The 20,160-nt window shown below is 63.0% G+C and carries 19 protein-coding genes and 1 pseudogene; 11 read left to right on the top strand and 9 right to left on the bottom strand.

Annotated elements, in window-relative coordinates; genetic code table 11:
• Positions 1-16: 16 nt before the first annotated feature.
• The 3 genes and pseudogenes from LPA36_RS20490 to LPA36_RS20500 all read right to left on the bottom strand — a co-directional run bounded on the left by LPA36_RS20490 (position 17) and on the right by LPA36_RS20500 (position 2,999).
• Positions 17-1,486, bottom strand: coding sequence for an MDR family MFS transporter (locus LPA36_RS20490; RefSeq protein ID WP_228880730.1), 1,470 nt, complete (start codon positions 1,484-1,486; stop codon positions 17-19).
• 154 nt (positions 1,487-1,640) lie between these two features.
• Positions 1,641-1,793 (bottom strand): annotated as a pseudogene (locus LPA36_RS29610) (LLM class flavin-dependent oxidoreductase); the annotation flags it as partial.
• A gap of 144 nt (positions 1,794-1,937) precedes the next feature.
• Complete coding sequence (locus LPA36_RS20500) at positions 1,938-2,999, bottom strand: AraC family transcriptional regulator (protein WP_228880733.1); 1,062 nt, start codon at positions 2,997-2,999, stop codon at positions 1,938-1,940.
• Between the two features lie 181 nt (positions 3,000-3,180).
• Between LPA36_RS20500 and LPA36_RS20505 the strand changes: the two genes are divergently transcribed.
• Together LPA36_RS20505 and LPA36_RS20510 are read left to right on the top strand one after the other, a co-directional pair.
• Positions 3,181-3,615 (top strand): GFA family protein, encoded by a 435-nt coding sequence (locus tag LPA36_RS20505; protein WP_228880736.1) that lies wholly within the window; start codon positions 3,181-3,183, stop codon positions 3,613-3,615.
• Between the two features lie 105 nt (positions 3,616-3,720).
• A complete protein-coding gene (locus LPA36_RS20510) occupies positions 3,721-4,569 on the top strand; it encodes a class I SAM-dependent methyltransferase (protein WP_228880739.1) in 849 nt (282 codons plus the stop codon).
• An 85-nt stretch (positions 4,570-4,654) separates the two neighbouring features.
• Here LPA36_RS20510 and LPA36_RS20515 read toward each other — a convergent pair whose 3' ends face one another.
• From LPA36_RS20515 to LPA36_RS20530, 4 genes are all read right to left on the bottom strand, one after another.
• Positions 4,655-5,572 (bottom strand): DMT family transporter, encoded by a 918-nt coding sequence (locus LPA36_RS20515; RefSeq protein WP_228880744.1) that lies wholly within the window; start codon positions 5,570-5,572, stop codon positions 4,655-4,657.
• Positions 5,573-5,638: 66 nt separating this feature from the next.
• Positions 5,639-6,943 carry an SUMF1/EgtB/PvdO family nonheme iron enzyme gene (locus tag LPA36_RS20520; protein WP_228880747.1) on the bottom strand — a complete coding sequence of 435 codons (1,305 nt, stop codon included), beginning with the start codon at positions 6,941-6,943 and terminating at the stop codon, positions 5,639-5,641.
• A 176-nt stretch (positions 6,944-7,119) separates the two neighbouring features.
• On the bottom strand, positions 7,120-7,881 hold the full coding sequence (locus LPA36_RS20525; RefSeq protein WP_228880750.1) for a helix-turn-helix domain-containing protein: 762 nt from the start codon (positions 7,879-7,881) through the stop codon (positions 7,120-7,122).
• Between the two features lie 107 nt (positions 7,882-7,988).
• A complete protein-coding gene (locus tag LPA36_RS20530) occupies positions 7,989-8,474 on the bottom strand; it encodes a universal stress protein (protein WP_228880753.1) in 486 nt (161 codons plus the stop codon).
• A gap of 324 nt (positions 8,475-8,798) precedes the next feature.
• Here LPA36_RS20530 and LPA36_RS20535 point away from each other — a divergent pair, with 324 nt between their 5' ends.
• The gene (locus LPA36_RS20535) at positions 8,799-9,488 is read left to right on the top strand and encodes a FadR/GntR family transcriptional regulator (RefSeq protein WP_228880756.1); all 690 of its coding nucleotides are present in this window, start codon (positions 8,799-8,801) and stop codon (positions 9,486-9,488) included.
• A 114-nt stretch (positions 9,489-9,602) separates the two neighbouring features.
• Here LPA36_RS20535 and LPA36_RS20540 read toward each other — a convergent pair whose 3' ends face one another.
• Entirely contained in the window at positions 9,603-10,196 is a 594-nt protein-coding gene (locus LPA36_RS20540; protein WP_228880758.1) for an acyl-homoserine-lactone synthase, read from the bottom strand.
• Between the two features lie 159 nt (positions 10,197-10,355).
• On the opposite strand from LPA36_RS20540, the gene LPA36_RS20545 reads away from it, so the two are divergent.
• On the top strand, positions 10,356-10,679 hold the full coding sequence (locus tag LPA36_RS20545) for a helix-turn-helix domain-containing protein (RefSeq protein ID WP_228880761.1): 324 nt from the start codon (positions 10,356-10,358) through the stop codon (positions 10,677-10,679).
• Here LPA36_RS20545 and LPA36_RS20550 read toward each other — a convergent pair.
• A complete protein-coding gene (locus LPA36_RS20550) occupies positions 10,663-11,367 on the bottom strand; it encodes a helix-turn-helix transcriptional regulator (protein ID WP_228881137.1) in 705 nt (234 codons plus the stop codon). The genes LPA36_RS20545 and LPA36_RS20550 overlap by 17 nt on opposite strands.
• Positions 11,368-11,981: 614 nt before the next feature.
• On the opposite strand from LPA36_RS20550, the gene LPA36_RS20555 reads away from it, so the two are divergent.
• The 7 genes from LPA36_RS20555 to LPA36_RS20585 all read left to right on the top strand — a co-directional run bounded on the left by LPA36_RS20555 (position 11,982) and on the right by LPA36_RS20585 (position 20,105).
• A complete protein-coding gene (locus LPA36_RS20555) occupies positions 11,982-12,908 on the top strand; it encodes a dihydrodipicolinate synthase family protein (RefSeq protein WP_228880764.1) in 927 nt (308 codons plus the stop codon).
• A 91-nt stretch (positions 12,909-12,999) separates the two neighbouring features.
• The gene (locus tag LPA36_RS20560; RefSeq protein WP_228880766.1) at positions 13,000-14,580 is read left to right on the top strand and encodes an aldehyde dehydrogenase (NADP(+)); all 1,581 of its coding nucleotides are present in this window, start codon (positions 13,000-13,002) and stop codon (positions 14,578-14,580) included.
• A gap of 121 nt (positions 14,581-14,701) precedes the next feature.
• The gene (locus LPA36_RS20565; RefSeq protein ID WP_228880769.1) at positions 14,702-15,640 is read left to right on the top strand and encodes an SMP-30/gluconolactonase/LRE family protein; all 939 of its coding nucleotides are present in this window, start codon (positions 14,702-14,704) and stop codon (positions 15,638-15,640) included.
• Between the two features lie 267 nt (positions 15,641-15,907).
• Positions 15,908-17,077, top strand: coding sequence for an ABC transporter substrate-binding protein (locus tag LPA36_RS20570; RefSeq protein ID WP_228880771.1), 1,170 nt, complete (start codon positions 15,908-15,910; stop codon positions 17,075-17,077).
• 138 nt (positions 17,078-17,215) lie between these two features.
• Positions 17,216-18,295 (top strand): ABC transporter ATP-binding protein, encoded by a 1,080-nt coding sequence (locus LPA36_RS20575; RefSeq protein WP_228880773.1) that lies wholly within the window; start codon positions 17,216-17,218, stop codon positions 18,293-18,295.
• Positions 18,289-19,179, top strand: coding sequence for an ABC transporter permease (locus tag LPA36_RS20580; RefSeq protein ID WP_407674313.1), 891 nt, complete (start codon positions 18,289-18,291; stop codon positions 19,177-19,179). The genes LPA36_RS20575 and LPA36_RS20580 overlap by 7 nt, the downstream gene beginning before the upstream one ends.
• Entirely contained in the window at positions 19,179-20,105 is a 927-nt protein-coding gene (locus LPA36_RS20585) for an ABC transporter permease (protein ID WP_228880778.1), read from the top strand. Before LPA36_RS20580 ends, LPA36_RS20585 begins: the two co-directional genes overlap by 1 nt.
• The last annotated feature ends 55 nt before the right edge of the window (positions 20,106-20,160 follow it).

Consider the following 20,160-nt stretch of genomic DNA (forward strand, 5'->3'; position numbering starts at 1 on the left):
CCGCGCGGCGACGCAGTCAGCTGGTCGACGCCTCACCCACTGGCCGCAGCTTGATCGTGGGCACCATCATCACGGAGACCACCGCGCCCAGCGTGATCACGAGAATCGACGCGAACGTGAGATGCAGCGAATGATGCAGCACGAGCCGCACGGCGTTGTCGCGCACCACGTCGGCAGCCGAGTCGAGGAGTTGGCGCAACTGGTCTGACGTGACGGCGGCGATGCCCTGCGAATGGCTCAAGCCATAGTTGAGCACCGCGCCGAACATCGCGGCGCCGAGCGTGCTGCCCAGATTGCGTGAGAACAGATTCGACGCCGTTGCGCTGCCGCGCTCCGACGCCGTCACGATTTCCTGGATCAGCATCAGCGAACTGACGCTCACGACGCCCATCCCGAACCCCATCACCAGCGAACCGATGCCTGCGAAAACCGGGGAGCTGTCAGGCGTCAGCGTGGCGAAGAAGACGGCGCCAAGCGGCAGGAACACACTACCGGCGATCAACGTGCGGCGCAGTCCGATGCGATGAAACGTGCGGGCAGCGAGCGTCGCGCCGCTCGGCCAGCCGACCATCATCATCGTCAGCGCGAGACCCGCGATGACCGGCGAGCGGTGCAGCACGCCCTGCACGTACATCGGCAGAAACGTCGTCAGTCCCATCAGCGCCATGCCCGAGAGCACAGTGGCGGCGTTGCACGCGGCGATCGGCCGGTGGCTCCACAGCGCAAACGAAATCATCGGGTCGGCGGCGCGCCGTTCCTGCACGACGAAGAGAAGTCCGCACACGACGGCCGCGGCCAGCTCCAGCGCGCCACGCGCATAGTCCGACGTGCCGAAATCGGTCAGCGCCATCATCAGTGCGGCAATCGCGAGCGTGAAGAGCGCCGCGCCCGCGATATCGATCGAAGGCCTGCCGTGCCGTTCGTGTTCGTGCAGATAGCGCACGAAGCCGATTGCGGACAGGATGCCAATCGGCACGTTGATCCAGAAGATCCATGCCCACGAGAAATCGTGGATGATCAGGCCGCCAAGCATCGGCCCGACGACAGCCGAGATCGCCCACACGCTCGCGAGATAGCCCTGGATCTTGCCGCGTTCACGCGCCGGATACAGGTCGCCGACGATCGTCAGCGAAACAGGCTGCATCGCGCCTGCGCCGACGCCTTGAATCAGGCGAAACGCGATCATCGCCGGCATCGACCATGCGAAGCCGGCCAGCACCGAGCCCGCCAGAAAAATCGCGATGCCGATCAGCATCACGGGCTTGCGTCCGTACAGGTCGGCAAGCTTGCCGAACACGACGGTCATCGCCGTCTGCGCAAGCAGGAACGACGAGAAGACCCAGCTATATAGATGCAGTCCGCCGAGTTCGGTCACGATCTGCGGCATCACGGTCGAGACAATGGTGGCTTCGATCGCGACCATCGCCATCGTGGCCATCACCGCGGCAATCACCAGCGGTCTTACGGTTTTTGTGTGTTCTGACATGGGGCTCGCTTCAGGGGCCGGCTGCAGTGCCGGGGTAATGAAATTCAGGCAATACGTGCGCTGCAAGTTCTTCGATGACATCGCGCGGCGCACGCGGCGATGCCGGAACATTCAGTGTGACGTGATGGGTGCCGGACTCGCGCGCCTCGCGCAGGATCGGCGCGAGCGCGATCTGTTCGCCGAAATCCGCGACGATGTGTCCCTTGCGCGGGAGCGGCAGCGTCAGGCCGATAGAGAGCTGGCGTGCGCGGAAAATGCGATGTTCGATCGACTCGCCATCAGTAGGCGTGTCACCTGTCGGCGGCATCCGGTCCTCAATTTGCATCGTACGCGGGTGGTCTGCGTCGCCGTGACGCAGGCGTCCGATGTTATCACTGGGGGCAAAACGCCGTGCGGCGCGCCAGCAGATGCAGTTTCCGCCAGAACGCGCGGCAGTCGTGCGATGTTTCGACTACCGGCCGCCAGCCGGCGAAGCGTGGACGAGGGCGTTTTTCACCGCGGGCGGCGGCGTGGCCCTGGCTGGTGCGTCCCCATCGATGTGCTGCCGGTGGTTTTTTCGCCATGCGGCAGGCGGCATGCCGAACTCGCGTCTGAACGCGCGGTTGAACGCCGCCTCCGAATCGTAGCCAATCTGTCCCGCGATCGCGGCGAGCGAGGTGTCACCCGCCAGCAATTGCTGCGCTGCAATCTGCAGACGCCAGCGCGCGAGATACTGCATCGGCGGCTGGCCTATCAGGTCGCTGAATCGTTGCGCGAGCGCCGAGCGCGACAGCCCGACCTTGCGCGCGAGATCTTCGACGGTCCATGCGTGTGCCGGTTGCGCGTGCAGCATCGACAGCGCGCGCCCGACAAAGCGGTCGCGCACGCCGGCGAGCCAGCCTTTCTGGTTGTCCGGCAATGCGTCGATGCAGCGCCGCACCGCTTCGACGAACAGCAGTTCGGAGAGCCGCGCGAGAATGATCGAACTGCCCGCACGCGATTCGGCGGCCTCGGCGGCGGCGAATTTGACTGAGGATTCGAGCCACGCGCTCTGTGGATCATTGCGCATGTCGATCTTGAAGATGCGCGGCAACGCCGAAAGAAGCGGGTTGCTCGCCACGTCGTCACAGGCGAGAAAACCGCATACCACCTGCGTGCGCGCACCGCCGCCGCCATGCGAGAGCTTCATCACCTGGCCCGGTGACGCGTTGAACTGATCCGCGAGCAGACTCGCCGATGGCACCGGTTCGAGATCGAGCGCGCTCCCCATCACGTGTGTTTCGCCTTGCGGCACGACGAGCAGCTCGCCAGCATTGAGATGAACGGCCGAATCGGGGACACCGGGCAACTGCGCCCAGCAACTGCCTTCGATGATCAGATGATAGGAAACGATGCGATCGGACGCGGGCAGGTATGACGAACACAGTGTCGAATCCGTGCGGCCAATCAGACTCCATGGCGCGGAAAATTCCGCGTTGAGAAAGACCGCGCCGCTCAGGCGCACGACACGAAGCACATCCGAAACTGCGTCCATGATGGTGTCCGTCAATACATCAATTCCGGCGTCCTGCTCAAGAAATCTGGACGCCTGATCGTTTATCAACACGACCGACGCGCAGATACTAGCATTCACCCCGGCCCGCAACAACGCGCAGCGCGACGAAAGCAGCGGTCGTTCTCATGGGGGCGGGGACCTGTCACCAAGGAGACACTTGATGAGTAATGAAAAGACGTACACAGGTAGCTGTTTTTGCGGTGCCGTCCAGTTCACGGTCACCGGAAAACCGGAAGGCATGGGCTATTGTCATTGTGACTCGTGTCGAAGCTGGTCGGCGGGGCCGGTGAACGCGTTCACGCTCTGGAAACCGGAATCGGTCCACATCACACGCGGCGCGGACAATATCGGCACTTACAACAAAACCGAGAACAGTTTTCGCAAGTGGTGCAAAACGTGCGGCGGCCATATCTTCACCGAGCATCCCGGCATGGGCGTCACGGATGTCTATGCGGCATCCATTCCCGACTTTCCGTACGAAGCCGGCATCCACGTCAACTACCAGGAAACGAAACTGCGGATGAAAGATGGCTTGCCCAAAATGAAGGACTTTCCGAAGGAAATGGGCGGCTCCGGTTTGACCGTCGCGGAATAGCGCGGCCGCGGATTTCGTTTCTTCAGCCTTGCGTGCGGGTTTGCGTGTGATGTTTGGACGTGCCTGCGCGTGCCGGTTTGCGTCTGCTTTAACTGGAGTTCAGCTATGCCTTCAGAAGTCTCTACATCCCCGGTTTCCACGCCTGCACCAACGGTCGATCTTGCCGCGATCAAGACGCGTCAGCAGGTCGCGTGGTCGGCGGGCAACTATGCGGTTGTCGGCACGACGTTGCAGATCGTCGGCGAAAATCTGTGCGAGGCGCTCGATCTGCGTTCCGGCGCGCGCGTGCTCGATGTCGCTGCCGGCAACGGCAATGCAACGCTTGCGGCGGCGCGTCGCTGGGCGGAGGTCACCTCGACCGACTACGTGCCCGCGTTGCTCGAAGCAGGCAAGGCACGCGCGCAGGCCGAGGGTCACACGATCCATTTTCAGGAAGCCGATGCGGAAAACCTGCCATTCGCCGACGCTTCATTCGACGTGGTGATGTCGACGTTCGGCGTGATGTTCACGCCGGACCAGGCGAAAGCCGCCAGCGAACTTGCGCGCGTGTGCAGGCCCGGCGGCAAGATCGGCCTCGCAAACTGGACACCGGAGAGTTTCATCGGTCAGGTGTTCAAGACGATCGGCAAGTACATTCCACCGGCCACGGGTGTGAAATCGCCGGCGCTGTGGGGCACCGCCTCGCGGCTGGAAGAACTGTTCGGCGCGACCGCGCGGAAGATCCATACGACTGAGCGCGCGTTTGTATTTCGCTATCGCTCACCGGAGCACTGGATCGACGTATTCCGCACGTGGTACGGCCCGATCAACAAAGCCTTCGGCGCGCTCGACGCAGAGAAACAGGCAGCGTTCAATCAGGACCTGATGGCGCTGATCGCGAGCAGCAACCGATCCGGTGACGACGGGCTCGTTCTGCCGAGCGAATACCTTGAAGTCGTGATCGAGCGTCAGTGAGCGGATGAAGCAGGCACGCCTGTCACGCGTTTTGCGCGTGACAGGCGGATCACGTCGCGACGTTGACCGCAGAGCCCTTCCGGTCTCAGGCCGCGCGTGCGCGCGAATGCAAAAGGACGGTGCCGATACCGCCCAGTGCGATCACGATCATGCCGAGGCCGGTCCACAGATCGGGTATCTGGCTGAACAGCACCCAGCTGAAAAGTGTCGCAAAAGCGAGCTGCGCGTAACCAAATGGCGTGAGGAGCGCGAGCGGCGCGCGGCGCAACGCCTGAAGCATCAACACGTGCCCGAACGTCGCGAGCGATGCCATCAGCAGCACGAGCAACCAGCTTCCGAAGCGCACGCGTCCCATTTCCGGAAGCATCGTCGCCTGATCGGCCCAGAGCAGAAGCGCAAGCGCGACGGTTGCGACGAGCGCGGTCAGAAAATTCGTGGTGATGGGGTCGCCGCTTTTCGAGAGCTTGCTCGACGCAACCTGAAAGCACGCGAACGTCGTTGCCGCGCCGATCGGAAAAATCACGGTCCAGCTGAACTGCCCGCTACCCGGGCGCACCACCATCAGCATCCCGATGAAACCCAGCACGACCATGGCCCACTTGCTACGCGGCACGTCTTCATTGAGCACGGTCGCGGCAAGTAGCGTGGTGATGAGCGGGGCCATCATCGCAAGCGCGGTTGTGACAGGCAGCGGGAGATAGCGCAGTCCGGCGAACGTGCAGGCTGAATTTGACAGCAGCAGGAATGCGCGCAGCACCTGCAGCTTCAGCGCGCCGGTGTTGAGAAAGTGCACGGCGCCGCGCTGCGTCTGCCAGACGCCGAGCACGACAGCCTGGAAGAAGTAGCGCACCAGCAGCAGCGCCAGAAGCGGCACTGCGGCGCCAATGACCTTGACGGTGGCATCGCTGGCCGCGAACGTGGCGGTCGTCGCGACCATGACAAGGATGCCTGCCTCGGCGGTGACCGGTAGCGAAAAACCGCGCAGGCGGCCCAGAACTTCCATCGGACTCTCTTGTTGTGAAAGCGGATTCTTCGAGTGTTTTTGTTCGAGCCCGATTCGCTCTGTTCGTTACGCCGGGGTCAAATTTCGCACGCAGCGAAACCCCGCATACACATATTGATAGTGCGGCTGGAACCAGTTGCGGAACGTCGCGCGCAGCATGCACGCCGCGGTGCGTGCCGAGCCGCCCTTGAGCACGTAATGCTGCCCGTCGAAAAAGTTCGCCGAATAGCCGAGGTAAAACGGAAACGCGTCGAAGCCCGGTAGCGCATCGAACACCGTCGAGGTCCATTCCCAGCCGTTGCCAAACTGCCCGACGACGCCGAACGCGCTGACGTTGTCCCGATGCGCGTGAACGTCCTGCGGATTCCAGCTACGAAAATCGAAATTGCCCGATCTGGCGTGGGGCGCGCCGTGCGCTGCGCGCTGCCACTGCGCTTCGGTCGGCAGGGCCTTGCCGGCCCAGCGCGCGTACGCGCTCGCTTCGGCGTGGCTCACATAGACCGGCCAGTGTTCGGGCAAAGCGATGTCATCGAACATCGTGCGCAACTTCCACGCACGCTCGCCGTGCCGCGTAGCAAGCGACCAGCCCGCTGGATGTTCGATGTGTTCGGCTTCCTTCCACGCCCAGTCCTTCCCGCTCCACAGCGATGGATCGCGATAGCCGCCCGCTTCGACGAACGCGCGATACGCGCCGTTCGTCACCATGTGGCGGTCGATCTCGAATGCGGGCACGTCGACACGCAATTCGCCAAACTCGTTGTCCCACCCGAAGACGCCCTCTTCGCGATCCATGCCGAGCACGGTTACGCCAGCGGGCACGCTGACCATGCCATCGTCCGGCAGACCCGCCGGGGGTTCTGTGACGGATGACGGCGGCGCAACTTTTTGCTCGAGAGGCAACTGATGCAGCATGTACGCAAGCGTTTCAGCGTGCATCAGCCGGTGCTCGATCGCGACGTGCAAGAGCTGTTCGGCGGAGGCCGTGCGCATGCCTTCGGGCACGAGTTCGAGCGACGCGAGCGCGTGATCGATCTGCGCGCGCGCGCCGGCGGCGTACGCCCCGACTACTTCAAGCGATGGCCAGTCAGTCGGCACGTCAGTTGGAAACCCGCCGTCGACAGGGTCGATGCCGAACGCGAACAACTGGTCGAGTTCAGCACTCAACGCGGGAAGATCGAACAGTCGCCGGTCGAAGAGGTTCCGGTCGAACGCTTCGAGATGGCCAATATAGAACACGATCCGGTGTCGTTCGCGGATCGGACGTTCGTAGAGGAACTCGGGTTTGATGACAGCAAACAACGCGTCAGTGACGCGGCGGGCTTCGATGAGTCGATGGATGAGCGGGTGCTGCAAGGCGGGTTCGCGATTCATTGCACCGGGTCTCCTGCTAGGGGACAGTCTGAAACTGTACCTGCTTGCAGAAGGCATGCCAAGGCGAAATGTATCGCGAACGGGTGACTGGCCTGACGCCCGCCCAATATGGCGCGCGGCCACGCGCCGGGGGAAATGGCCGTTCTGGCCGGGAGCGACGGCGTATCTGCGGCGGTCTATACCTGCCGCAAACCATCGAAATCGACGATGCGGATGAATTTGCCCTGCGTGTCGATCAGGCCACGCTTTTGAAATCTTGACAGCGTGCGGCTCACCGTTTCGAGCGTGATGCCGAGATAGCTGCCCATTTCATCGCGCGTCATGCGCAGGTTGAATTCGTTCGACGAATAGCCGCGCTGTGCGTTGCGCTCCGATATGTCCAGCAGTAGCGCGGCGACGCGTTCGTCGGCGCTCTGCGAGCCGAGCACCATCATCTGCTTTGCCTCGCGCACGATCTGTTCGCCCATCAGTTTGTGCAATCGGTCCTGCATCGTGCCGATTTCGCGGCAAAGACGCTTCAACTCGGGGTACGGCACGATGCACACGGAACTGTCTTCGAGCGCGATCGCACTGCATGCGTGCGCGTCGGTACTGATACCGTCGAGGCCGAGGGGTTCACCCGCGAGCTTCAGCCCGGTCACCTGTTCCCGGCCGAGGCGATGTGCCATCACCGTTTTCAATGCACCCGACCGTACGGCATACAGGTTGTCGAACGGATCGCCCGTGCGAAACAGCACTTCGCCGCGACGCACGGCGCGTGCGTTACAGATGAGCGCTTCAAGTTTCGGCAGGTCTTCGGCACACACGCCCTGCGGCATGCAGAGCTGTCGCATCGCGCAGGTCGAGCAGCGGGCAACGTCGCGGCGCGCACGCGCGGGCGCGGTGGCGCGAACAGGTCGATGCCCGGCGGACGGAGGAAGCGCGATGGGATGGAGCATGATCGAATAGCCCGGAAAGTGATGTTGCCCTGATTGTCCCACCGGCCTCTGGGCGCCCTGAGCGACAAAAGGACGCGCGGCCAGGTGGGACTCGTGTCTTGAAAAGGTCAGGCGGCGCCTGCCTGTTGCGGCGAAGCCTGCGCGTCGCCGGCGGCCGAAGGCACCAGCAGTACCGGCAGCTTCGCCTGGCGCACACAGCGCTCGGCGACACTGCCCAGAATCAGCCGCTGGAAGCCGCGCCGGCCGTGTGTGCCCATGACCAGTAGATCGGCATTGAACGCAGCCGCCGCCGCGAGCACGACCACGGAGACGTCTTCAATCGATGAAGCTTCGTCTGTCGCGACGTCGCCCTGCACGCCGGCTTCGCGCATGGCCTGAAGCAGCGCCGCGTTCAGCTCCTTTCCCTGCTCGATCAGGCTGTTGCGCAGGACCGACGGGTCGTAGCCAGGCGCCTCGAAATACATCGGCGTATTTTCAACGACGTAAAACGCCCGCAGGACTGCACCGTTTGACTTTGCGAGACCGAGCGCAGCGTGGAACGCGCGGCGCGAGGTATCGCTGCCGTCGACCGCAACCAGGATACGTGAGTACATAAAACCTCCGCGGCATGTGGGTCGGCACAGGATGCGCAATGACCCGGAAGAAAGAAGCGATGCGCGCACATGAGATGTCATGCGGGATGTAACCCGATATGCGCTGAATCAAACGTCGGCTTAAATGATCGCCGAAAAGCGGCGAAAGTGCCTTGATGTAAATCAAGTGGTCAGGTCATTTGTCTTGACCGCAAGGAAGGACCCGATCAAGACCTGACATGGCTTTCCGCTGACAAACGGCTTGCCGTCAATCAGAATCTGGCCAGTGATTGGTCCAGTTTGCCTTACAATCGAGACCTATTCAGACAAGCTACGACATCGACGATGAACGAGCGCAAATCCTCAGGTCTGCCTGACAAGATCTACGGCGATATCCTGAACCAGATCCTTGAAGGGGAGTACAAGGAAGGTGAGCGCCTGCCGACCGAGCACGCGTTGGCCGAACGTTTCGAAACGTCGCGCCCCACGGTGCGTGAAGCGCTGGCGAGGCTGCGCGCCGACGGGATCATCGTCACGCGTCACGGTTCGGGAACCACAGTCGCGCGCCGTCCCGATCCGGACGTGCGACGCTTTGCGCCGCTCGAAACGCTCTCCGATATCCGTCGTTGTTACGAGTTCCGCATCGTCACCGAGGCGGGCGCGGCGGCGCTCGCCGCACAGCAGGCCGACAGCGACGATATCGCCGCCATCCAGCACGCGTGGGAGGAGCTCGAGCGCATCATCGAAACACAGGGCATCGGCGCGCGCGACGATTTCACGTTTCATCTGGCCGTCGCGCGGGCGTCGAAGAACCAGTTTTTCATCACCGTGATGTCGTTCATCGAAGAGCAGATCGTGTTCAGCATGAACCTCTCGCGCAACCTGTCGCTGGTGAAGACGCTGGAGCGGCAACGTCTCGTGCAGCGCGAGCATCTGGCCGTGCTGGAAGCGATCCGCAACAAGGACTCCGCAGCGGCCGGTCAGGCCATGCGCGCGCACCTCGAAAACGCGCTCGACCGGATGTTCGGTTCGTAAGCGCGGCGAGGACCGGACCGGCGTCGGACCGAATCCGGCTTGCCGCAGCTTCCATCCGCGGTTCACCTGCTGAACGGTTTCCCCGCAGCCATCCGGCATCAGCACGACATCCGGTCACGCTGCCGCGGCCATCGGGCCAAACAGTGCGGCCCGCGTCTGCGGACTGACCGCGATCTCCAGCGCCACCGCGTTCTCCACGCCGATGCGCAGCGGCGGCCCGAGCCTGCGCAGTTCGATACCGGTTTTGCGCAGCAGCCGTTCGATGGGCGTCGTCGTGACGGTCACGTAGCGCGTGATGCCCATCTGGTCGGCGAAAGTCACGAGTTCGTGGATGGCGTGCATCGTCAGATCGGCGAAGCCAAACGTTTGCTCTTCGCCGCCGGTATCGACGACAAAGCGGCTCAGTTCCCAGATGTGCCGTCCGACCGGCGCCGCGTCGCCATGCAGCAGTTGCGGGAACGTGTCCTTCAGCATGTTCGGCCCCTCCGTTGGCATCAGGCGCCAGCAGCCGCGCACGGCGCCCCCCTTGTCCTGGATGAGCATGTAATGCGGCCCGAGTGCGTCGTAGCCGTCGATCTCCATCCCGGCGATGGTCGGAATATCCCATCCGAGGCGTCCGTGAAACACCCGGGCACGCAGCCGGTACATCTCGTTGATGTGATCGTTGTCAAATTCCTGACGCAGGCCAATCCGGATCGCTGCTTGCATGTCGTTCTCCCTTACGTGTTGGTCAGCCAATACGCATGGAAACTTATGCATTTCGGGTAGAAAAACTACCTACCTACCTGGATAGGTGTGCCCCGTTCGCTGGTCCGTGGAGAATCAATTTATCGATCCCGGCGATAGCCATTCAACCAGGTGGACATCATGGAACTACTCGAAAATTATTGGCAACCGGCACGTCGCGCGAGCACGCCAGAGCGGCTGCAGGAGCCATCGTCACCGGTGGACCGCGTGCTCATCATCGCGTTTCGCAAAAAGAAGAAAGAGAGTCAGCGGCGTTTCTGGGCGCGCTTTGGCGTGACGCAGTCGCGTGGCAGCCGCTTCGAATCCGGCGCGGAAATTCCGGCGCCCGTGGCAATCCTGCTTGGCCTCTACTTCACGAAAACCATCTCGGACAGTGATCTCGGCCGGGCGGAGCGCGCGCTGCACGATCACAAGGTCTCCGACCTTGTCAGGCTGGATCAATAACGCCGAGCTGCGTTGCGATGACCGCGGCCGCACGCCGCGAGTTCACGCCGAACTTCGCACGGATGTTCTTCATGTGAAAGTTCACGACTGCTTCCGAGCAGTTGAGGATGTGTGAAATCTCCCATGTGGACTTGCCGCGCGCAGTCCACTTCAAACATTCGCGTTCACGCGGGGTGAGCTTTGGAATCAGCTCCTGCGTGTGCGCGCTCACGTGACGCTGGCTCGTGTCGATCACCAGATCGCGCAGCAACACGAGATTCGGCAACGCCACGTCGACATGTCGCCAGAACGCATCGGTTGGCATGCTGTCATTGACGAAGCACAACATGCCCGCTTCCTGTCGCGGCCCGTGAACCGGCAACGTCACGCCTGCGCGCAGGCCGTACGCCCGGGCTTCCTCGTACATCGATTGCTGGGGTGCGGTCGTGAAGATCTCAGGCGACCACACCAGCGGCGACGCGCGCGTCGCGCAATGCGAGACGGTGGGATCGATATGCATGAGGCCCTGCTCGTCGTAGGCGCGCCGCCAGGACGTAGGGTACGTGCTGCGCACATATGCGTCCTCCAGGCGGATGCCCGGCCGTGGCAGCATCGCCAGCAGAACCTGATTGAAGCCCCATCCGTCGGCGAGACGGACGATGGCGTCGAACCACGCGGCTTCATCAGTGGCCTCGAGCAGCGGTGACATCTGCTCAATGAAATGTAGTGACACTTACGGCTCCCTGAAATCGCGGCAGGCCAAACCGCTGACAAGAACGACGCGAATTCATGATTCGCGACTCTCTGTTTTCACTAATCTATCACCATTTTTTTATTCCGCTCGCGCATTTGTATGAGTATTCAGCAAATCGACAGCGGCGATTTGAGCGGATTTTTTGCTTTTTGCAGAGCCGCGGCCAGTGGGCCTCCCGGCGGAGCGAGCCTCAGGCGCTATATCGGCAAAAACGCAGCCGACAAATGTCGGCGTTTTGAAACAGCTTTAATCCGGTCCGGATTGATTCAACGCTGAAAAACCCTTCTGATGTAATTGGCAAAAGATTTCAATCTGGGCGTTGAAAGAAATCCGCATTCAAATCGCGTGTGTTGTCATACGAAATTGATGCATGTGAGAGTAATGGCGCGACCGGGGGAACGCGGAGTTTTCCGCAAAATCCTGCGAAAACGTCTCCTTTCATGCTGCATTGCGACGACAACCGGCTGAAATGTGGTGCACCCATGTCGAGATAAATTTGTTTGACAACATTTGCCGGGCGGTGCTAATTTGGCGATCAATCATCGAATTGGTGCGCCTGCCGAGGTCCCATGAACGTCTCCCCGATTTCCGGTCGTGAGTTCGCCGCCAGCGTGATGGCGGTCCCCCCGCTTGCCCGCGGCGCCGACTACTCGCTCGACGCCGCGGAGAACCTGAAGCTCATCCGGCACATCGAGTCCGGCGGCGTGCGCACGCTGCTGTATGGCGGCAACGCGAATCTCTACCACGTCGCGGTCAGCGAATATCGCGATCTGCTCGATCTGCTCGCCGAAAGCGCCGGCCCGGATACGCGCGTGATTCCGGCCATCGGACCCGACTACGGCAAGATGCTCGACCAGGCACGCATCCTCGCGCAGACGCAGTACTGCACCGCGATGGTCCTGCCGCTCACAGGCTTTACAACGTCTGAAGGTGTGGAGGAAGGCCTCGCGCGTATCGCCGATGTGGCGGGCATGCCGCTGACGCTCTATATCAAGAACGAGAACTATGTCGATGTCGACGCGCTCACGCGCCTGCTCGATCGCGGCACGCTGATTGCCGTCAAATACGCGATCGTTCGCGACAACCCGGCTGACGACGTCTATCTGACGCGTCTGCTCGAAAGCGTGCATCCGGCGAAGGTGATCTCCGGGATGGGCGAGCGCCCCGCGCTCGTGCATGTGCGCGATTTCGGCCTCGCGGCCTGGACCACGGGTTCGGGCTGCATCGCGCCGCACGCAGTCATGGCGCTGCTGCGCGCCGCGAAAGAAGACCGCGCGGACGAAGCCGCGCGCATCTACGAAGCGTTCATGCCGCTTGAAACGCTGCGCGACGACATTTCGCTGATCCGCGTGTTGCACGATGCGGTGACGTTCTCGAAGATCGCCAATATGGGCGCGATCCTGCCGCTCCTCAGTTCGACGCCAGTCGAGCATCATGCGAAGATCGCGGCTGCAACCGAAGCGCTCCTTGCGTTCGAGCGTCAGAACGCCGCGTAGCCGGGCCTTGCCCGGCGGCGCTTCCCACTATCTGAATTGCGCTGCGCGGTGAGCGCAGGCGTCGCCCGCAGCGCCCGACTGGAGTTTCAAGATGCAGATCACAGGAGAGATGCTCATCGGCGCATCCGCCGTACGCGGCGCCGAGGGCACGCTGCGCGCGTTCGACCCCGTCCACAACGTGGAGATCGAGCCGCCGTTCGGTGCGGGCAGCGCAGTCGATGTCGACCGGGCGTGTGAACTCGCCGCGCTCGCGTTCGATCCATACCGCAGCGCGCCGCTCGAAACACGCGCGCGCTTTCTCGAGGCGATCGCCAGCAACATCCTCGCGCTGGGCGACGAACTGATCGAGCGCGCGCACATCGAAACGGCGCTGCCGAAAGCGCGTATCGAAGGCGAACGCGGGCGCACCGTCGGTCAGTTGAAGCTGTTCGCCTCGCTCGTGCGCGAAGGCCGCTGGCTGACCGCGACGATCGATTCCGCCATGCCGGAGCGCAAGCCGTTGCCGCGTTCCGATCTGCGTCTGCAGAAAATTCCGGTTGGGCCTGTCGCCGTGTTCGGCGCAAGCAACTTCCCGCTCGCGTTTTCGGTTGCCGGCGGCGATACCGCGTCGGCGCTCGCGGCGGGTTGTCCGGTCGTCGTGAAGGCGCATCCGGCGCATCTGGGTACCTCGGAACTCGTCGGTCGCGCAATCCAGAAGGCGGTCGCTGAAACCGGTCTGCCGGAGGGCGTGTTTTCGCTGGTCGTCGGCGCGGGCAACGCGGTGGGCGAGGCGCTCGTTGCACATCCGGCGATCAAATCGGTTGGCTTCACCGGGTCGCGGCGCGGGGGGCTTGCGCTCGTCGACATCGCGTCGAGGCGTCGCGAGCCGATTCCCGTGTTCGCCGAAATGAGCAGCGTCAATCCGTTCTTCGTGCTGCCCGGCGCACTCGCCAGACGTGGCGCGGCAATCGCTTCGGCGTTCGTGGATTCGGTGACGCTCGGCGTCGGCCAGTTCTGCACGAACCCGGGGCTCGTGATCGTGCTCGAAGGCCCGCATACGCAGGCGTTCATCGACACCGCCGCCCAGGCGCTCGCAAAGAAGGAAGCGCAGACGATGCTCTCGCCGGGTATCGCATCGGCGTACAAGGCCGCGGTCGAACAGCGCGGCGAGACGGGCGGCGTGCAGAGCGTCGCGCAGGGCACGCAGACGGGCGCCGCATGTCCGGCGATGCCCGCGTTGTTCCTGACCGACGCCGTGCAGTTTCTTGCCGCGGCTGAACTCGAAGATGAAATTTTCGGGCCGACTTCGCTGATCGTCACGTGTCGCGATGTCGACGAAATGGTCAGGGTGGCGGGGTACGTCGAAGGCCAGCTCACGGCAACGCTGCAACTCGAACCGGAAGACTACGCACTCGCGCGCAAACTGCTGCCGACGCTCGAACGCAAGGCCGGCCGGATTCTCGCGAACGGATTCCCGACGGGCGTCGAGGTGTCGCACGCAATGGTGCATGGCGGGCCGTTCCCCGCTACGTCGGACGCGCGCGCAACGTCGGTTGGCGCAACCGCGATCGACCGCTTCCTGCGGCCTGTGTGCTATCAGGATCTGCCAGCCGAGCTGCTGCCCGAAGCGCTGCACGATGACAATCCGTTGAAGCTGTGGCGTCTGCTGGACGGCGAACTGGGCAAGCACTGAGCGGCCGTTCTGCATGTGCCGGATCACGCCACGGCATAGCGGCGCGGCGTGATCCTTCGCGAACGCCGTGACACGCCGCGTGCCGTTCGCCATACCGGATACAAACGCACAAGGAGGTTCAATGACAGACAACAGCCGTCGCTACCCCGATTCCGCCATCCGCGTTCTCGACCATCGTTTCAACGCGCTGCGCATTGCATCGGCTTCGGTCGAATGTCTGTATCAGGGCACGCGCTGGTCCGAAGGCCCAGTGTGGTTCGGCGACGGACGCTATCTGCTGTGGAGCGATATTCCGAACAACCGCATCCTGCGCTGGGACGAACAAACCGGTGCCGTGACGCCATTCCGCCAGCCGTCGAACAACGCAAACGGCCACACGCGCGATCGCGAAGGACGGCTCGTGAGCTGCGAGCACCTGACGCGCCGCGTGACGCGCACCGAATACGACGGCACGATCACCGTGCTTGCCGACAACTATCTCGGCAAGCGTCTGAATTCGCCGAACGACCTCGTCGTGAAGTCGGACGGCTCGATCTGGTTCACCGATCCGAGCTTCGGCATCGACAGTTTCTACGAGGGCGAAAAGGCCGAACCCGAATTGCCGCAGTGCGTGTACCGCATCGACGGCCAGACGGGCGAAATCACGCTCATCGCCGACGATATTGAAGGCCCGAACGGTCTCGCGTTTTCGCCCGACGAATCGCTGCTGTATGTGGTCGCGTCGCGCGAGTCGCCGCGCACGATCCGCGTGTTCGACGTCGCCGCCGACGGCCGCACCATCGACAACAACCGTATCCTGATCGACGCAGGCGCCGGCACGCCGGACGGATTTCGTGTCGATATTCACGGCAACCTGTGGTGCGGCTGGGGCATGGGCACCGAAGAGCTCGACGGCGTGCGCGTATTCACGTCGCACGGTGAAGCAATCGGGCATATCGCGTTGCCGGAGCGCTGTGCGAACGTGTGCTTTGGCGGGCGCCATCGCAACCGGCTTTTCATGGCGGCGAGCCACGGGCTCTATTCACTCTACGTGAACACGCAGGGCGTCAAAGGCGGCTAGGCCGCCCGTTCTGTCGCACGAAGTTGCCTGACAAGTATCGGGCTAAACCCGTAGAGCGGCGCGTTCCCACGTACGTCGATATGGCATCGGATCGTTGTCTGTAAAGGGATTGCCGGAGATTGCGCCGCGCGTCGCAGTGTGACCTGTCACGGATCATTTGCTTGACGTCAAATGGTCGCGTTGGCAATGTTCGATAAGGCAAGACCTGTACCGTCGGCAGCGCACCTGAACCGACGGACTTCCATACCAAAGAAGCGAGGAGATGCGATGACTTTATCCGGCAGGTTGTCTGTGAGGATGGCGGCTGTCTGTGTGGCGGTTGGCGCAACGTTCGCGCCGGCGGCGCGCGCGGCGGACCCGGTGACCTTGAACATCGTCGACGTGGCCGGCGATCTTCAGCTGACGCAAAAGGGCTTCGAGGCGTTCAAGGCGAAGTACCCGAACCTCGTTTCGAACATCACGTTCACCAACGCGCCGGCGCCGCAACTGCCGGGCAAGATCAAGGCCATGCAGGCCGCGGGGCGCTCCGATATCGATCTCGTGCTGACCGGCACCGACGCGCTCGCTGCCGGCATCGAACAGAATCTGTGGGAAAAGCTGCTGCCTGATCATTCGGCTGCGTTCCCCGGCGTGCTCGACAACTACGCGCCGGGTCCGCGCAAGATGCAGGATCTCGCGCAGGGCTATGGCCTGGAAGTGGCGTACATGCCGGCCGGTCCGCTCATCGAATACAACCCGGCGAAAGTCAGCGATCCGCCGAAAACGCCTGACCAGTTGCTGCAATGGTGCAAGGCACATCCGAACAAGCTGATCTATGCACGTCCGGCGAACTCCGGTCCGGGCCGCACGTTCCTGATGGGTCTGCCATATGTGCTCGGCGACAAGGATCCGCACGACCCGATCAACGGCTGGGACAAGACGTGGGCGTTCCTCAAGCAGCTGAACGACTGCATTCCGTACTATCCGGGCGGCACGTCGGCGGTGATGAAGGAGCTGGGCGAAGGCACGCGCGACATGACGGTCACCGTGACCGGCTGGGACATCAACCCGCGCGCGCTTGGCATCGTGCCCGCCGAATTCCGCGTGCAGGCCTTCGACAACATGACGTGGGTCAACGACGCGCACTACATGGTGATCCCGAAGGGCGTGCCGAAAGAAAAGATCGACGTGCTCTACAAGCTGATGAATTTCATGCTGGAACCCGCGCAGCAGGCTTTGACCTATGACGACGGCTACTTCTATCCGGGCCCGGCGATCAAGGGCGTGACGGTTGAGCAGGCGCCGGCGCAAAGCCAGGACGTGTTGAAGAAGTTCGGCCGCCCCGAGTACGCGAAGCTGCTCGCGGAGCGTCCGCACGTGCTCCCGTTGCCTGCCGCGGCGATGGTTGCCGCGTTCCAGAAATGGGACCGTGAAGTCGGCGCGCAGAAGACCAAGTAACGCTGTGTCCGGCCTGCACGCCGTGCGTCGCGGTCCGCGACGCACGGCGTGCGGCTGCGTTGTGAAGGCTCGTCTCTATGACTGGCGTGACGGCGCTGTCGCGTTGCGCAGCGCCGTCGCCAGCTTCAGGAAATCGTCATGAAGCATCGCTTTGAGCAGTTACGCCTCGATTCCGTCTGCCGCAGTTTCACGAACGCCGAGGGTCATGCGGTTGCGGCGTTGCAGGGCCTCGACCTGAACATCCAGCGGGGCGAATTCATCGCACTGCTCGGGCCTTCCGGTTGCGGCAAATCCACCGCGCTCAATTGCATCGCCGGACTTCAGCCCCTGACGGCCGGCGGCATCTGGCTCGACGACAAACGCATCGACGTGCTGCCGCCCGAAAAACGCGGCTTCGGCATGGTCTTCCAGAACTACGCGCTCTTTCCGCACATGTCGGTGCTGGAGAACGTCGGCTTTGGTCTGAAGATGCGCGGCGTCGCGAAGAGCGAAGCCGTGCGGCGTTCGCGTGAAGCGCTGCAACTCGTGCAACTGGTGGGCCACGAGCGCAAGCTGCCGGGGCAGCTGTCGGGCGGCCAGCAGCAGCGCGTCGCGATTGCGCGGGCCATCGTGATCGAGCCGCCGCTCATCCTGATGGACGAACCGCTGTCGAATCTCGACACGAAACTGCGCATCGAGATGCGTGCCGAAATTCGCCGCATTCACAGCCAGCTCGAACGCGCGACTATTTACGTCACACACGATCAGGACGAGGCGCTTTCGATGGCGGACCGCATCGTCGTGATGAAGGAAGGCGTCGTGCAGCAGGTGGCTACGCCGAAGGAAGTCTACGGGCGGCCGAAGAACCTGCATGTTGCGCGTTTCATGGGCTATCGCAACGTCGCGGAGTTCACGCTGGAAGGCATGGAGGGCGAAGGCGTCGCGCTGACGGCGAACGGCGTGCGGCTCATCGGCACGCCGCTGGAAGCGTTCAGCAGCAAGCGCGTCGCCGTCGCGTTGCGCCCGGAGGATCTGGAGCGCGCCGCACCCGGCGCGTCGAACGCGTTCGACGCGGATGTGATGACCGTCGAATATGGCGGCCGCGATTCGCTGATCCGCGTGAAGGCGGCGTTCGGCGAACTGTGGGCACGGCTCGTGGGCGAGTTCGTCGAAGGCGAGCGCATCAGTCTGCGTGTGCCGCCCACACGTACGCTCGTGTATGACGGAGAGGCATCGTGAGCAGCACGTTGCCATCGCCTCAATCTGCGCCGCCTGCGCCACCCGATAACCGCGCGTGGCTTGTCACGCCCGCGCTGCTCTTCATTCTCGCGCTCTTCATCTATCCGTTCGCATACGGGCTCGTACTGTCGTTCCAGCCGATGAACGGCGGCAGCATGTGGGCCAACTACGTGACGTTCTTCACGGACACGTCGATGTGGCCGACGATCATCGTCACGCTGAAGCTCGCCGTGCCCGCGACGCTGATCAACGTCGGCGTGTCGGTGCCCGTCGCGTTCGCGTTGCGTCGCGATTCGCGCTACCAGAAGTTCGTTACGACGCTGCTTGTGATTCCCGTCACGCTCGGCACGGTTCTGATCGCCGACGGCATGCTGACGTACTTCGGCCCGAACGGATGGTTTCCGCAAGCGTTGCAGGGGTTGCATCTGTATTCCGACGAAGTGCGGCTTACCCACAACTACTGGGGCGTGCTGATCTCGCTGATCGTGTCGGGCTTTCCGTTTGCGTTTCTGCTGACGCTTTCGTACGTCACCGGTATCGATCCGACGCTCGCCAGTGCCGCCGCCACGCTTGGCGCCGGTTCGTGGCAGCAGTTTCGCCAGATCTATCTGCCTCTGCTCGTGCCCGGCCTTACGATGGCCGCGTGTCTTTCGTTCGTGCAGGCGTTCTCGGTGTTTCCTTCGGCGGTGCTGCTGGGCGCGCCCGCGGGGCCGACGCGCGTGATGTCGATTGCGGCCGCCGAAGCCGCGTTCGAGAACTACGACTACGCGCTCGCTTCGGCGATTGCGATGGTGATGGGCTTCGTGCAACTGGTGATCGTCGCGGCCATGCTGGGCGCACGCCGGTTCTTCTACAGCGGACCGGTGACGGGAGGAAAAGGCTGATGACAACCGACCACCACGCCACGCAACCGTGGCCCGCCGACGGCAGCCGCAAGGGCGGCAACGACGGCGCGCAGCCTTCGCGTTCGGGCAGGCAGCGCGCGAGCCTGCCGGATCGTCTGTGGAAAGCGCTCGTCTGGGGCGCCATGGTGTTCTTCCTGCTGAACGTCGTGCTGCTGATCGCGACAGTCGCGGTCAACTCGATCGCGACGCGCTGGTTCGGCACGCTGCTGCCGCAGGGCTTCACGCTGCACTGGTACGCGCAGGCGTGGCGCGACTTCCAGCTCGCAAACGTGTTGTGGGTGACCGTGGAAGTGGTGGGCGCAGTCGTGCTGCTGTCGGTGCTGCTCGGTGTGCCCGCGGCGTACGCGCTTGCCCGCGTGCAATTTCCGGGCAAGCGGTTTGCGATGTTGATCTTCCTGCTGCCGCTGATGGTGCCGCCCGTGACGTACGGCATTCCGATGGCGACCGTGATGTACAAGGTCGGCCTCGCGGGCACGCTGTCCGGCGTGATTCTCGCGAATCTCGTGCCCGCGTTGCCGTTCGTGATTCTCGTGATGACGCCGTTCATCGAGCAGATCGACCCGAACCTCGAATCGGCGGCGCGCATTTTCGGCGCGAACACGTTCCGTTATTTTCGCTACGTGCTGCTGCCGCTGCTGGTCCCGGGTATGCTCGCAGCAGGGTTGCTCGTGCTGGTGCGTACCATCGGCATGTTCGAGCTGACGTTTTTTACAGCGGGGCCCGCCACGCAGACGCTTGTCGTCGCGTTGTATTACGCTGTGTTCTCGACGGGCGTCCGCGCGCCACAGTCCATCGACGCAATGGCGATGATCTACATGGCCATCACGCTGGTGTGGGTGCTGATCGCGCTGCAGTTCGTGAGCCCGACGCAGATCGTGTCGCGTGTGAAACAGCAGAAGGCGTGATGGACGCGCCTGCACGCGCCGCGCAGTATCCATTCAGGACGTTGCTGGAGAGAGT

Source organism: Paraburkholderia saeva, from assembly GCF_907164555.1.
GTDB lineage: Bacteria > Pseudomonadota > Gammaproteobacteria > Burkholderiales > Burkholderiaceae > Paraburkholderia > Paraburkholderia saeva.

Excerpts from the sequence above, each read along its gene's own strand:
- LPA36_RS20515 (WP_228880744.1), bottom strand. The coding sequence starts at position 5,572 with ATGGAAGTTCTGGGCCGCCTGCGCGGTTTTTCGCTACCGGTCACCGCC.
- LPA36_RS20530 (WP_228880753.1), bottom strand. The coding sequence starts at position 8,474 with ATGTACTCACGTATCCTGGTTGCGGTCGACGGCAGCGATACCTCGCGC.
- LPA36_RS20525 (WP_228880750.1), bottom strand. The coding sequence starts at position 7,881 with ATGCTCCATCCCATCGCGCTTCCTCCGTCCGCCGGGCATCGACCTGTT.
- LPA36_RS20505 (WP_228880736.1), top strand. The coding sequence starts at position 3,181 with ATGAGTAATGAAAAGACGTACACAGGTAGCTGTTTTTGCGGTGCCGTC.
- LPA36_RS20555 (WP_228880764.1), top strand. The coding sequence starts at position 11,982 with ATGAACGTCTCCCCGATTTCCGGTCGTGAGTTCGCCGCCAGCGTGATG.
- LPA36_RS20550 (WP_228881137.1), bottom strand. The coding sequence starts at position 11,367 with ATGTCACCGCTGCTCGAGGCCACTGATGAAGCCGCGTGGTTCGACGCC.
- LPA36_RS20490 (WP_228880730.1), bottom strand. The coding sequence starts at position 1,486 with ATGTCAGAACACACAAAAACCGTAAGACCGCTGGTGATTGCCGCGGTG.
- LPA36_RS20545 (WP_228880761.1), top strand. The coding sequence starts at position 10,356 with ATGGAACTACTCGAAAATTATTGGCAACCGGCACGTCGCGCGAGCACG.
- LPA36_RS20570 (WP_228880771.1), top strand. The coding sequence starts at position 15,908 with ATGACTTTATCCGGCAGGTTGTCTGTGAGGATGGCGGCTGTCTGTGTG.
- LPA36_RS20565 (WP_228880769.1), top strand. The coding sequence starts at position 14,702 with ATGACAGACAACAGCCGTCGCTACCCCGATTCCGCCATCCGCGTTCTC.
- LPA36_RS20540 (WP_228880758.1), bottom strand. The coding sequence starts at position 10,196 with ATGCAAGCAGCGATCCGGATTGGCCTGCGTCAGGAATTTGACAACGAT.
- LPA36_RS20510 (WP_228880739.1), top strand. The coding sequence starts at position 3,721 with ATGCCTTCAGAAGTCTCTACATCCCCGGTTTCCACGCCTGCACCAACG.
- LPA36_RS20560 (WP_228880766.1), top strand. The coding sequence starts at position 13,000 with ATGCAGATCACAGGAGAGATGCTCATCGGCGCATCCGCCGTACGCGGC.
- LPA36_RS20500 (WP_228880733.1), bottom strand. The coding sequence starts at position 2,999 with ATGGACGCAGTTTCGGATGTGCTTCGTGTCGTGCGCCTGAGCGGCGCG.
- LPA36_RS20575 (WP_228880773.1), top strand. The coding sequence starts at position 17,216 with ATGAAGCATCGCTTTGAGCAGTTACGCCTCGATTCCGTCTGCCGCAGT.
- LPA36_RS20535 (WP_228880756.1), top strand. The coding sequence starts at position 8,799 with ATGAACGAGCGCAAATCCTCAGGTCTGCCTGACAAGATCTACGGCGAT.
- LPA36_RS20585 (WP_228880778.1), top strand. The coding sequence starts at position 19,179 with ATGACAACCGACCACCACGCCACGCAACCGTGGCCCGCCGACGGCAGC.
- LPA36_RS20520 (WP_228880747.1), bottom strand. The coding sequence starts at position 6,943 with ATGAATCGCGAACCCGCCTTGCAGCACCCGCTCATCCATCGACTCATC.